General features: G+C 47.1%; 15 protein-coding genes. 6 read left to right on the top strand and 9 right to left on the bottom strand.

What is annotated here, in order from left to right:
- Window positions 1-32: 32 nt before the first annotated feature.
- A complete protein-coding gene (locus BLP64_RS04420) occupies window positions 33-1,043 on the top strand; it encodes a hypothetical protein (protein ID WP_092592168.1) in 1,011 nt (336 codons plus the stop codon).
- 4 nt (window positions 1,044-1,047) lie between these two features.
- On the opposite strand, the gene BLP64_RS04415 is transcribed toward BLP64_RS04420, so the two are convergent.
- The 3 genes from BLP64_RS04415 to BLP64_RS04405 form a co-directional block, all read right to left on the bottom strand.
- On the bottom strand, window positions 1,048-1,143 hold the full coding sequence (locus tag BLP64_RS04415) for a muconolactone Delta-isomerase family protein (protein ID WP_407681261.1): 96 nt from the start codon (window positions 1,141-1,143) through the stop codon (window positions 1,048-1,050).
- Window positions 1,144-1,174: 31 nt separating this feature from the next.
- A complete protein-coding gene (locus BLP64_RS04410) occupies window positions 1,175-1,912 on the bottom strand; it encodes an endonuclease/exonuclease/phosphatase family protein (protein WP_092592166.1) in 738 nt (245 codons plus the stop codon).
- Window positions 1,913-2,325: 413 nt separating this feature from the next.
- Entirely contained in the window at window positions 2,326-2,538 is a 213-nt protein-coding gene (locus tag BLP64_RS04405; RefSeq protein ID WP_092592164.1) for a hypothetical protein, read from the bottom strand.
- Between the two features lie 62 nt (window positions 2,539-2,600).
- On the opposite strand from BLP64_RS04405, the gene BLP64_RS04400 reads away from it, so the two are divergent.
- On the top strand, window positions 2,601-2,870 hold the full coding sequence (locus BLP64_RS04400) for a PepSY domain-containing protein (RefSeq protein ID WP_092592162.1): 270 nt from the start codon (window positions 2,601-2,603) through the stop codon (window positions 2,868-2,870).
- Window positions 2,871-2,982: 112 nt separating this feature from the next.
- Here BLP64_RS04400 and BLP64_RS04395 read toward each other — a convergent pair whose 3' ends face one another.
- The 6 genes from BLP64_RS04395 to BLP64_RS04370 form a co-directional block, all read right to left on the bottom strand.
- Window positions 2,983-3,372, bottom strand: coding sequence for a hypothetical protein (locus BLP64_RS04395; protein ID WP_092592159.1), 390 nt, complete (start codon window positions 3,370-3,372; stop codon window positions 2,983-2,985).
- A 668-nt stretch (window positions 3,373-4,040) separates the two neighbouring features.
- Entirely contained in the window at window positions 4,041-4,811 is a 771-nt protein-coding gene (locus tag BLP64_RS04390; RefSeq protein ID WP_233340103.1) for a nucleotidyl transferase AbiEii/AbiGii toxin family protein, read from the bottom strand.
- A 6-nt stretch (window positions 4,812-4,817) separates the two neighbouring features.
- Window positions 4,818-5,591, bottom strand: a complete 774-nt coding sequence (locus BLP64_RS04385; RefSeq protein WP_092592157.1) for a type IV toxin-antitoxin system AbiEi family antitoxin — start codon at window positions 5,589-5,591, stop codon at window positions 4,818-4,820.
- 349 nt (window positions 5,592-5,940) lie between these two features.
- On the bottom strand, window positions 5,941-7,200 hold the full coding sequence (locus tag BLP64_RS04380; RefSeq protein ID WP_092592155.1) for an amidohydrolase family protein: 1,260 nt from the start codon (window positions 7,198-7,200) through the stop codon (window positions 5,941-5,943).
- 22 nt (window positions 7,201-7,222) lie between these two features.
- The gene (locus BLP64_RS04375; protein ID WP_092592153.1) at window positions 7,223-7,960 is read right to left on the bottom strand and encodes an ABC transporter permease; all 738 of its coding nucleotides are present in this window, start codon (window positions 7,958-7,960) and stop codon (window positions 7,223-7,225) included.
- A 4-nt stretch (window positions 7,961-7,964) separates the two neighbouring features.
- The gene (locus BLP64_RS04370) at window positions 7,965-8,678 is read right to left on the bottom strand and encodes an ABC transporter ATP-binding protein (protein ID WP_092592151.1); all 714 of its coding nucleotides are present in this window, start codon (window positions 8,676-8,678) and stop codon (window positions 7,965-7,967) included.
- Between the two features lie 151 nt (window positions 8,679-8,829).
- Between BLP64_RS04370 and BLP64_RS04365 the strand changes: the two genes are divergently transcribed.
- From BLP64_RS04365 to BLP64_RS04355, 4 genes are all read left to right on the top strand, one after another.
- Window positions 8,830-9,945 carry a sensor histidine kinase gene (locus tag BLP64_RS04365; RefSeq protein WP_233340102.1) on the top strand — a complete coding sequence of 372 codons (1,116 nt, stop codon included), beginning with the start codon at window positions 8,830-8,832 and terminating at the stop codon, window positions 9,943-9,945.
- Window positions 9,942-10,538 (top strand): response regulator transcription factor, encoded by a 597-nt coding sequence (locus BLP64_RS04360; RefSeq protein WP_092592149.1) that lies wholly within the window; start codon window positions 9,942-9,944, stop codon window positions 10,536-10,538. Before BLP64_RS04365 ends, BLP64_RS04360 begins: the two co-directional genes overlap by 4 nt.
- A gap of 580 nt (window positions 10,539-11,118) precedes the next feature.
- Complete coding sequence (locus BLP64_RS10785) at window positions 11,119-11,271, top strand: hypothetical protein (protein ID WP_162014622.1); 153 nt, start codon at window positions 11,119-11,121, stop codon at window positions 11,269-11,271.
- Entirely contained in the window at window positions 11,261-11,869 is a 609-nt protein-coding gene (locus tag BLP64_RS04355; RefSeq protein WP_092592147.1) for a putative adenosine monophosphate-protein transferase Fic, read from the top strand. Before BLP64_RS10785 ends, BLP64_RS04355 begins: the two co-directional genes overlap by 11 nt.
- Window positions 11,870-12,010 lie beyond the last annotated feature (141 nt).

Here is a 12,010-nt window from a genome sequence, read left to right as displayed (position 1 = left end):
TGAGTCGGCATCTGCAGTACGGAGGCAACCTCATGAAAACAAACCATCAGTTCGTCATCGGTGCATTAGCAATGATGGCTGTATCCACCCCTGCATTCGCAGACGACGCAGGGACTAAAATTTCAGGCCAAGTGTTCGCCAACTTCAGTAACATTCAGATTGACGACCAACGCAACGACAATGAAGGGTGGCAGCCTGATTTGAAACGCTTCTATATCAATCTTGATCATCGCTTTAACGAGGATTGGTCGTTGAAAATCACCACGGATGTGCAATGGCAGCGGCAGCAAGATCCAACGGATGTCTGGTTCCGCCATGCCTACTTACAGCGGCGCTGGGATAATGGGTATTACCTGAAGTTAGGGGTGGCAGAGTTACCCTGGATTGATTACATCGCGCAGCGTGTTGGCTACCGCTATGTTGATGCCAGCTTGAACCCGAAGAATCAGCTTGCATCACCGACAGACTTAGGGGTTCATGTCGGACATAAAGGTGAGCGTTTTTCTTACAGCGTGGCCATGGTCACTGGTGCTGGCTTTAAGAAACCCGCTGTTGCAGAGCAGGTAGACATTGAAGCTGCGGCTATCTGGCACATCAGCCCGAGTCTTGATCTTGCAACCGGTTGGTATGAAGGCGCTCGTGCACTGGATAAAAATGATGCACTGGAAAAATTGCATAACGCGCAACGTTGGAATATGGCGCTGAGCTACCGCAGTAAAGGAAAGCGTTTGGGTGTTGAATACGCATATAACGATAACTGGAAGCAAGTGACGTCGTTAGCTGAAGACGCCAGTGATGGTTGGAGTATTTGGGGAAGTTATCCTATTGCTGACGACTATTCTGCGTTTATTCGGTATGACGTAGTGCATCCGAGCCGTCGTTTAAATCCAGAATTAAAACAAGACTATTGGCAACTTGGGGTTGATTGGCAAGCGTTGCCAGGGCTGACGTTAGCGCTTGTTGCGAAACAAAGTGAAACCACTGATTTCACTCTTGACCGCACACAAAATGAAGTCGGTGTCTGGGCCATGTGGAATTGGTAAGGTTTTAACCAAGATAAAGGGGTAACGACATCAGCAGGTCATGAAGTTCTTCGTTGCTTGATACATCGAAGATGCTGATATTTGCGTATTGGCCAGCAATGCGCCGCCAATAAGGCAGCCCTCAGCTTGTGTTATAAACTAAAGCGCGCGTAAAGCGGGTTATGGTCTGAAATTTTGCTGGTATCAATGGCCGACGTATCGTGCAGCGAAAGCTCGCGGTAAAAGATAAAGTCGAGCGGGTGCTGGCGATAGGTTTTGATGTGGTGAGAATCGGCCATGATCGCCTGACGCAGGCCAATGCTGCGGCAAAACTGCATCAGTCGTAAACGCCGCTCACGGTTCCACACGTTAAAATCACCTGCCACAATAAGTGGGCCTTGGTGGCCTAGAATTTCACTTTTGATCAGCTCAATTTCGTGAGAAAACTGGTTGGCACGCACAAAGTTAATGGCATGCACATTCACCACCAACAAGGAGCCTCCCTCCGCCAGCATATGATACGAAAGCATGTAGCTTTTATGAGTTGCAAACATGCCCTCACGCTTTTGGGTGAGACGAGGGTGAGCTTCTCCAAATGCGTATTGGCTTGCGGTAAGCACGCCATATATGGACCGGCGGGTTTGCATATTGGGTGCAACCGCATAGGACCAATGTGGCAATAGTTGATTGCTATTGGTGGTCAATTTGGCTTCTTGAAGCAACAAAAACAAACTGGGATGTGTTTCTAACACGTCGGATAAGGCGTGTTGAAATTCCACTGTTTCGGTACGCTTTTGTGTATTCCAGCACAACACCCCAAACTCGTCACCACGATGGATGGGCTGCTGGTGTATAAATTGCTGAGGAAATACAACTTTGGGTCTAAGCACTACGATTCTGCCCTTTAAAAATCCACAGACTGCTAAATTTCTCTGTTGTCTATATTATATCCACTTTAGCCGAAAATAGCACCCATTGTCGTCGCTGTCATATGACAGTCGTGCCACTGTCGGTAAACTGTCGTCACGCATGCCGGAATGGCATGCTGTAATACGGTTATCAATCACAGCATTACCAATAAGAGGACGTCAAGATGACCGTTACATCGAATCATTCAGAACTCATCAAACCCAACCACAGCGTTAGCGGGGGCGTTTGAGATTGAGCGCAGTTCGCTAGAGCTTCCAGCGATGCCTGGACCCGACGATCAACCAGCCTTAACAAGACAGGTGCCTTGGTGGTGGCTTACTGCGACATTCTTGTGTGGTGTTGGCGTGGGAATGTTGGTACTGAAACTGATGAATTAGGCGGCTTTGGCACGGCTGGCACGAATTTTTAATGAATTAATAGGACGCCAGTCAACGCCCAACATCCAGCTATGGTTAGTCCCTGCTGTACTGTATTCAGCGGTACGCCAAGCTCCGTTTAATTCTAACGATTCGGCAAAGGCGGCATCGGCCAGTAGTGGAACTTTAAACTCAGTAAAGATTTCTGTTACATCGTATTCCCCAGACACTGGATTAGCGGTGTAGTAATTCGCACCTAAGCCTACAGCTCATTTCCATCAGCGGGCACAGTGTGCGCCTCACGTTTCCCGGCGAGTGGCATCCAAACGGGCGCAGTGTGTTGAAGTTTGATGCTACCACTGGCGCGTTGGTAAGCCACTCAGATGTACGTAATAGCAGCCAAGGTTATTTACTTAGCCAGATGATCTATCCGCTTCATGTTGCCGCTGTTGGCGGTATCGCTTGGTTAGTGGTGGTACTCGTTGGTGGGATAGCACTTATTTTGCTACCGATTACGGGAATCTACTCCTGGTGCTGGCGTCAGTACCAGTTATATTTATGATGTAATGGGCAATGGCAATAACAATGCCGTTTTTCACCCCTAACTGCTCCGATTTTTCGGGGAGATTACAGCCCAGCTTTAGTCTGGGCTCCATTTGGTTTCACGTGCTGTATTATGGGGCCATTTGGCCTATTAATTCCCCCAACATGTCATAGGCTTCAGTACATGTCGGAGCCGTGGGGCTGACTTCAGCTTCCTGTCCAAGAATTCTGACTGTTGCTCTAGCTGTACAACTTGCTGACATAGTCGACATCTCGTCGTCGAAATCTGTATTGAAACTTACAGATTTCAATTCAAAGTCAACAGAATATTTTTTCGCTTCGTCATATAATCGCAATAACGCTTGGCGAGAGCTATCACGCTCACTACTTGGTAAAGTTTCGACTAATTTTTCAATACTGATATTATTTTCTAAGGAGTTAGCAGAAACATTGCCACTCACAAGACCAGTAGAAAAAATCACAATTGACGCTAATGCTATGGTTTTAATAAGGTTATACATAATTGTTCTCCATATAATCTACTTTACCATTAGCAAGAAGCATCCAATAGCTTCTGCTATTATTCTGTTAACACAAACACAACCCGAATTCAACTATTAACTGCAACACCCGCTCATAGCTAGTTGCAATTGTGTAATCCCCCCCAGAAAATCGGAGCAGTTATAAGTAGAAAATTCCGTTAAACTAAAACGAAGGAGTTTTCTGTTCTGCGTCGAAATCGACACTTTTGAGACCGATTAATGACAAAGTTGGTCACAGAAAACCAACGTAGAAATTTCAAATTTTGACCTTTGCCTCGCGACAAAAAAATTTTAAATATCCGGAAAAACCTGAGTTTTTAGGTGGAAAAATTCCACTTTTTAACTGGATTTAGGGTACGTAGAGTAGCCTATAATTTAATCAATTCAACATGAGGGGTATGGTAATGAAAACCGCAAAAACTCATGGCAACAAACGAGAGCGCTTTGTTCCAAATATCGAGAACTTCAAAACCAGCCTTCGGTACGAGGGGCTCAAGATGAAAGAGCTTCCTTAAGTTTGTTATAAGCCAGCCGATGCCTTTCCTCACTCATTTTTTCAAGGTTATTCAGTTTCCAACGAACAGCAGGCAACTGCTGAACATTGGCAAGTCCGAGTAATGACCAATCCGGTTTGCGTGACTTAAACGTCAAAAAAACGCTCTCTCTTCGTCAGTAAATGTCGCATGCATGCGCGCTACAATTTCCTCACGCGCAGCCACAAGTTCGGCTAACGGGACGTCAATGTCCGCCATCGACTTAAATTCCCCCTCATAAAGAGCAGCAATATCTTTGAAATTGGGTCGTAATAATTCCGAAATAGGACGCGAATGGCTGATCATATAAACAATTAACGCTTTACGTATATCATCCGTGAGGCCTTCATTATCTAAGAGTAGTTTGACGTCGAACAAGTCCCTAGGGTGTTGCCGATCGAGCGCGGCGCAAATTTTACCAGCATAAAGGTCGGCAAAACTGACCACTGAAATTTCCGCGAACCCGAATTCATTTTCAACCGCTTCGGTAACACTCAAAGCGCTTGATTCGTAGACCGTTCCTCGAAGAACAGGTGATAGTTCTATCTTTATCTGAACCTTTCTACCGCCAACATCACGCTCCACCAATAAACGGAGTGCGTCCTTTATAACTTCAAATGAGCGTATGACAGTCACATCTTGCAGCTTTGCTGTGAGGTTTCCCGCTATTTGCTCTAGGTGACTTGTGATTGTTTGAAGTGCCTCATCCCGATCCATCATAGGTAAAAAGACGAGGTCAATATCAACCGACAACCTTGGAAAATCTCTGACAAATAGGTTAATCGCGGTACCGCCTTTGAGCGCAAAACAGTCATGAGCAGCAACAAATGGAAGCACCTGCATAAGCAACTGAACCTGGCGATAATAAATGCTATTTCTATCCATGATAATTTACATCTCCTTGGGAACCGTAATTTGCCATTTGCTTTCCAGGCGACCATTTACTGCGATAGCTCTTTTACCTGAGCCTAAATCGTAGTCTGTTGGCACTAAATATTTAAACCAAGGATGTTGATTGCGCTCCGCTAGCCAAAAGAATAACCGCTTCACTTTTACATTAAGACAGTTCTTTAGCAGTGTATCTAACTTCCGGGGGGATAAATTATACAACCCCTGAAGCAGCACATCAGCGTGCTCAAAACTTACATGCTTAGGCACCTCATTAAGTATTTCCAGATAAGCTTTTTCAACACATGAATACGTTATTTCCGGCAAGCCTTTTGCCCATTCATAATGACGAAACACACTTTGATCAAGCAGTAATGACTCAGGCCACAGGCGCTTCGTGCCATGCCATGCAAAAGTAGCTTCCACATCTATTTTATTAACCCACGCCGGGAGCTTAACGGGAGAGTATAAGTTAATTACAGGCTTACCACGTTTATTTACGAAATGGCTTACGCCGTTTGCCGCTAACGCACTCAAACCACCGACATGAACAGGAAGCTTAGCCATTTGTTGCAGTGAAGCGACTATGCCTTGCCAATTCGGATGGGCTTCACCTCGATGATAAACACCGGGAACGACTACGACTAAAGCTCCTCTTCGAACGGAATTGTCGATGTAATGCAAACTTAACCCCTGTTCTTGTAGCCAACGTTTCGTTGCGACCATACCAAGCGGAAGTTTTTGTTTTAGCGTTTTGCCTGCTTCGTGATTTAGCATGTGATGCTCTTTTAGGTTTACAATATTATCTATATACGTTGATTATTGACGTGGATTCCACATTAATCAAACCAACATGGTTTGATAATAAAGTTAAACACGTCGATAAACAACGTATATTTGTTACTTTTCAAACTGATTGAGCTCAATAACATCGTGCAGCCGACATAAATAGCGCTCGTTTAGCTGTATGATTCTGTGGGGTAGTTACAGTTGGGTTTTCTACTTATAACTGCTCCGAGTTTTTGGGGGATTACACTGGATGTGCCGCATTTTACGCATCAATGGAAGATTATCAGAAAGAGAACTTTTCAAAGTTAGTCAGCCAGCTCTTTTCAGGGTAGGCTTTTTAGAGTTCAAAGCCATTCTTCCAAACGGCTTGTGGGTGAAAAAGCGCCCGCAAGTTCGTTGTAGCACCGGCATCAAGTAGCAGTAGGTCAGCTTTCATCCCATCGGCAATTCGTCCTTGATGCGGTAGCGCAAAAGCTTTGGCTGGCGCCGCGGTTGCTGCGTGCAGCACTGATTCGAGTGGCAAACCAGCACGCTGCAACATATCGAGTTCTACCAGCAATGACCAACCGTGAGCGGTGGTAGGGTTCGGTGCATCGCTGCCGGCTAGTATTGGCACTCCGGCTTGATACAGTCGTTCGGTGGTGAGTAGCAGATTGTTATAAAAGTGCGCGGGAAACCGAGTGTTGCCAAATGACTTATTGAGGCTGGCCTTTGCACTTGCAGGAAGCTCTGGGTTTTCTGCGGTGAGTAGCTCGTCGTTGAGTTCGCCACGCAACATACCCTCATAAAGCGCCATCGTCGGTATGATAAAAGTCCCGTTGCTGCGCATCAGTTGCACCAGCTCATCGTTCGCGGGGCGGTCAAAGAAACCATGCACCAGGCCGTCTGCACCCGCTTTGACTGCGTCCATCGCTGACGCGTGATCGGCAACATGCACTACCGCTAGATGCTGCGCTTGATGGGCTGCCTTAATGGTGGCTTCCAGTTCCGTATACGAAATTGACGGCGCATGTTGATAAGCGGCACCAGCATGGGTGTAGACGATTTTGATAAAATCAGAGCCACTGTCGAGACGTTTTGCAACAGCTTCGGGGGCTGCGGAAGGTTCACTTAAAGTCGGTACGGGAATACCGTATTGCGTGCCATGGCCGTTAGGTGCAGTGACTAAGTAGCCAGCACCAAAGATATCAGCATGTTTAGCTTGTCGGGTTTCCGCTCGTGCCGCTTTATGCTGCTGCAAAAAGTTAGGGTCACCAAACATATCGATCACGGTGGTCACGCCAAAGTTCAAGCTTTGTTGAAGGGCCTCCCCCCATACGTGCACATGTGCGTCAATCAAGCCTGGCATCAGCACTTGGCCTTGGGTTTCACGGTAGGGTAAGTCAAGGTCAGGTCGTTGCATCGAGAGCTTCGTAATCCAGCCCTCACGCACGACCACGAATTTTTCTTCGCGCCATTTTTCGCCGTCAAAGATGTTCACCGGACCGATCACGAAGCTGTTGTCGTTCGCCACGTCAGCCGTTTTCGGAGTTGGTAAATTCAATACGATAGCCAGTACAGCAACAACAGCGGCAAGTAATAGAAGTATCTTTTTCATAGGTAATAGGCTCTCATTTAAATTAGTGCGAAAGGCGCTGGTAACGCCAGTGCACGAGAACGGTGAGTAGTATGGTGAAGCCGACAAGAGCAGCCACGTGCAGCCAAATGCTATGGCCCTGACTGGTGCCAATCACAGCATGTGCCAATTGTGCATAGTGGTAAGCGGGCAGGCCGTAGGCTATGTATTGCGCGGTTTCCGGCAAAAACTGAATGGGCACCCACAAGCCTGACAAGAAGGCCATGGGTAAATAAACCAAGTTGACGACTGCCGGCGCACCTTTGTCGGACAAACAAAGACCGAGCAATAAGCCGATAAGGGCAAACGGCAGCGTACCAATTAGCAATACCAGCAACAGCGCAAGCCATTGCCAAGAGTAGAGTTCAACGCCAGCAAAAATCCCACCGGTGACAAACAATATTAAGGCAATGCACAGGGCGAATACCAAGCTACTGAAATACTTGGCGGCGACATAAGCACTTAATGGCATAGGCGCAATGCGCTTCAAGGTAAGCCAGCCATGGGCTCGGTCACTCGCGACTGCCGTTGCATAGTTAAACATTGCTGGCCCTATCATGCCGAAACAGGCATAAGAGACGAGCATGTACTGGCCACTGCCCGAACTAAAATTAAAAACGATACCGAAAAAGATATAGAAAGTGACCGGGAATAAAATAGCCGGCAAAAAGAACGCTGGTGTGCGCCATAAACTCAGTAAATCATAGCCCGCTTCTTTAACGTATAAGTTCTGATTAAGCATGGTGTTATTCCTGCATATTGGCTAGGTAGGCTTGCTCGAGTGAACCGTGATCGGCAATCACTTCGGACAAAGTTCCTGCTGCGATGATCTCGCCGTTACGCAACATCGCGACACGGTCGGCCAAACGCTCGGCTTCTTCGATGTAGTGGGTGGTTAGCACAATGGCGGTGCCATCAGAGCGGTATTTTTGAATATGCTGCCAAAGTGCATGACGCGCCTCGACATCCATGCCGACAGTCGGCTCATCAAGAAACAGCAAATCGGGCTTGCCAGCAACGGCGAGGGCGAAAAGGACTTGCTGGCGCTGGCCGCCAGAAAGTTTGCCAAAGCGTTGTTTGGCTATTCTATTTAGGTTGAATTCTTCAATGAGCTCGGCAACCTGAAAACCGTTTTGATAATAGCTACAAAACAGGTCCAACTGCTCGTAGACGGTTAGGTTCGCTGCCAGCGCGCCGAGTTGCATCATGACACCTAAGCGCTGTCTGACGGCGAGCGATCGTTGTTGTGTTAACATAGGCTGCCCCAATAGCTCGAGCTGATCTGTTTGGTAGGAGTGCATGCCAAGCACACTGTTGATCAACGAGGTCTTGCCTGCGCCGTTTTTACCAAGTACCGCAAGAACCTCCCCGCTGTAGGCGGTGAGATCAACGTCGTTAAGAGCGCGATGTTGGCCATAGCTTTTGCTTAAGCCGTGAATAGATAGGTGTGCGACTGCCATGAGTGATCTCCAGTAAATAATGGTATCGCCAAGTTTAGAGGGCAGGGGCTCACGCGGCAGTAGCTTTTATCAGCAATTGAAGGTGACAAATGTCACTGGTCGAATGGGCTAGTAATGGTCATAATGAAAGCACTTCGAACGGAAGAAGCAGATGATGACTAGCGATAACACCACACAAAAAACCTCTAACGAAGAAGCGAAACACACTTGGGTTTACTTATTTAACTTAGGCTTTTACATCCTGCCGATGGTGCTATTCCCCTATACGGTCAGCGAAATCGTGTTGCTTTCGCTCGCCATGTTGGTATTTGTCGCTCTGTATTTTTATTGCTTCTATTTGCCCTACCAACGCATGCTTTGGCCGATTATCGGTATGTATGTTATTGCCTGTGCGGTCACGCCGTGGAACCCAGGGTCCGTTGCCTTATTCAGCTACGTCGGCTTTTTCGTCGGCTTTGCCTACCGTTGGCCGTATGCCTTAGCCGCAGTAGTGGGACTTATCGGGACCTTGGCAGTATTTCAGTGGACTATAGGTACCCATTGGGATCTGTTTTTCCACTACGGCAGTGTCATCGTTATCACCGTTGCGATTTTTGGTCGTATTGAACGCTTGCGGCAGCGGCACGCCGCCTCAGAGCGTCGTAGTGCCGACGAAATCGAACGTCTAGCAACGAGTGTGGAGCGCGAGCGCATCGCGCGCGACTTACACGATATCTTGGGGCATACACTTTCAAGTATTGTATTGAAGTCGGATTTGGCCAAAGCGCAACTCGGCAAACAGCAGTATGATGCTGCCGCGCAACAATTGCAGGGACTTAGCGAAATAGTACGCCACAGCTTATCGCAGGTGCGTCAAAGCGTGTCGGGCTATAAACATAGTGGGCTTGCGCTCGAATTAAAACGCTTAGAACAACGCTTGCATGAAGCCGGTTTTCGCACCGATATTTTAGGTAAACCACCGCTGTTGGATGCACCTCGTGAAACTGCCTTAGTACTCGCCATAACCGAGCTGGTTACGAACGTTATTCGACATAGTTCTGGCCAGATCTGCACTATTCACTTTGATGAAAGCGTCGATGTCTATCGGGTGCAAATTACCGATGACGGAAGTCATGTTGAGGTCCAAAGTGGCAACGGTTTGGTGGGAGTACAACAACGAATGCAAGAGCTCGGCGGCTCCGTCGAAGTGTCTACCACCCGAGGCTGGGTGGTCGCCTTACAGTTACCCAAGCTTGAAATGCCGAAAATCAACGGAGCAACAGCATGAAAATTCTGCTCGCCGAAGACCAAACCATGGTGCGAACCGCCTTAGCCAGTTTGCTTCGCCTAGAGGCCGGTTACGAGGTCGATGAGGCGGTCGACGGCGCTGCGGCGCAGCAACAATTACAGCAGGAGCACTACGAAATACTCCTAACCGACATTGAAATGCCGCACCTTTCTGGGCTAGAGCTTGTGCGGTGGGTGCAGCAACACCAGCCAGCACTCAAAACCGTCATCATTACGACCTTTAATCGCGCCGGCTATATCAAACGTGCCGTCGATGCTGGAGTGAGCGGCTTCTTACTCAAGGATGCCCCTATTGCGACACTCATTGATTCACTACAAAAGGTTTGTTCAGGAGTGCGGGTGATCAGCAACGAATTACTGCTGCAAGCACTCGGCCAACACGACCCGCTAACTGAAAAAGAGCGCAAGGCATTGCAGCTAGCGGGGCAGGGTATGAGTACTCAAGCTATTGCTGAAGCGCTGTTTATTGCTGAGGGAACCGCGCGTAATTATCTCTCAGAGGCCATCAGTAAGTTGCATGCAAGTAATCGCGTCGAAGCGGCACGCATTGCGCATCAAAAAGGGTGGTTGTAGAGGCTATCACCGGTCTAACCCTTCAAAAGCGCATGACCGCTCTACAGATTTAGTAGCAAATTAACACTCCTTTGAAAGTTACAATCAAGCTAGCAACCGAATGTGAATACATGCGTTTTTTCGTTGTTGAGCATCGACTTTAATCATTTTTTTGTTTGCTGACTCAGCACTAACCTTATACCGGTCAAAACACTGAATGAGAATACTGAGGTACGTACTATGGAATAGTCTTTCGATATATGGCGCACCCGACAGGAGTCGAACCTGTGACCTCTGCCTCCGGAGGGCAGTCACGGGTTCGGTGGTAAATCGTTAAAGCTAGGTGTAGCATGGGTTTAAACGGTGTTCTGACAATTTGTTTTGCGTTGAAATTGACACTTTCGAGGCCGTTTAATGACAAATTTGGTCACAGAAAACCGACTCCAAAATTTCAAATTTTGACCTTTGCCTCGCGACAAAAATTTCTGAATCTCCGGAAAAGTCTGAGTTTTGAGGTAGAAAAAATTCCACCGTATTGGACATGGCTTAGACGAGTGGCATAGGTTATAATTTATGCGACTCATCATAAGGGTACATGATAATGAAACGCACAAAAAACAGCCCAGATAAACAAGAGCGCTTTGTTCCAAATATTGAGAACTTCAAAACCAGTCTTGGGTATGAAGGCCTTAAAATGAAAGAGTCTTCTGAAAAGCAGTCTATCGCATCTTTAAAACGTAAATATGCGAGATAAGTACGGCGTTGGGCAAGATCCGTATTGTTACCCAGACGCGGATGTTTTGGTTAACAAGCTCAATATTCGCGATGAGGAAACTCTTGCCGCTGCCGAAATAGAATTTACTACCCTACGTTATAAATCCTACACAGCTACTACATTAAGCATTCAGGAATTCACACTCGAGCATCTACAGCGTATACATCTGCATTTATTTCAGGATGTATATGATTGGGCTGGCGAGTTACGAACAATTGATATTTCAAAAGGTGCAACTCGATTCTGCACGGCTTCAAGAATCAAAGCTGAGGCGGATAGGTTATTTCGCCAAATTCCTTTGTTAGAACATGCGAAAACACCAGAGGTTTTCGTGCGTGAAGTTGCTGATTTATACTGCGAGATTAACTTATTACATCCATTCCGAGAAGGTAATGGGCGTGCGCAACGATTCTTTTTTGAAGAAATGCTATTTGCACTTGGTTATGACGTATTGTGGCCTGAAATTTCGCAGCAAGAGTGGGTCGATGCCAATGTTTCTGGTGTGAATCTCGATCTTCAGCCACTTGTCGATATTTTTTCGAGCGCCATGAAGACAAGAGCAGAGTTCAATCAGTAATAGCACTTTCTATTCATAACCGCTCCGATTTTTCGGGGGGATTACAATACCACCCTCAGATGGTTGATAGATCGACTCCGTAGTTGAGTTCCTCTGCGAAGTCCGGCAGTCCGTAACCGATGGTTTTCTTGTAGAAAGGAG

This window comes from Pseudidiomarina indica, from assembly GCF_900104245.1.
In the GTDB taxonomy this organism is placed as follows: domain Bacteria; phylum Pseudomonadota; class Gammaproteobacteria; order Enterobacterales; family Alteromonadaceae; genus Pseudidiomarina; species Pseudidiomarina indica.
This window is presented reverse-complemented; position numbering and strand designations above follow the sequence as displayed.

Bases quoted from the DNA above. Each gene is read 5' to 3' on its own strand.
- BLP64_RS04420 (WP_092592168.1), top strand. From the start codon at position 33: ATGAAAACAAACCATCAGTTCGTCATCGGTGCATTAGCAATGATGGCT.
- BLP64_RS04395 (WP_092592159.1), bottom strand. From the start codon at position 3,372: ATGTATAACCTTATTAAAACCATAGCATTAGCGTCAATTGTGATTTTT.
- BLP64_RS04390 (WP_233340103.1), bottom strand. From the start codon at position 4,811: ATGGATAGAAATAGCATTTATTATCGCCAGGTTCAGTTGCTTATGCAG.
- BLP64_RS04385 (WP_092592157.1), bottom strand. From the start codon at position 5,591: ATGCTAAATCACGAAGCAGGCAAAACGCTAAAACAAAAACTTCCGCTT.
- BLP64_RS04380 (WP_092592155.1), bottom strand. From the start codon at position 7,200: ATGAAAAAGATACTTCTATTACTTGCCGCTGTTGTTGCTGTACTGGCT.
- BLP64_RS04375 (WP_092592153.1), bottom strand. From the start codon at position 7,960: ATGCTTAATCAGAACTTATACGTTAAAGAAGCGGGCTATGATTTACTG.
- BLP64_RS04370 (WP_092592151.1), bottom strand. From the start codon at position 8,678: ATGGCAGTCGCACACCTATCTATTCACGGCTTAAGCAAAAGCTATGGC.
- BLP64_RS04365 (WP_233340102.1), top strand. From the start codon at position 8,830: ATGATGACTAGCGATAACACCACACAAAAAACCTCTAACGAAGAAGCG.
- BLP64_RS04360 (WP_092592149.1), top strand. From the start codon at position 9,942: ATGAAAATTCTGCTCGCCGAAGACCAAACCATGGTGCGAACCGCCTTA.
- BLP64_RS10785 (WP_162014622.1), top strand. From the start codon at position 11,119: ATGAAACGCACAAAAAACAGCCCAGATAAACAAGAGCGCTTTGTTCCA.
- BLP64_RS04355 (WP_092592147.1), top strand. From the start codon at position 11,261: ATGCGAGATAAGTACGGCGTTGGGCAAGATCCGTATTGTTACCCAGAC.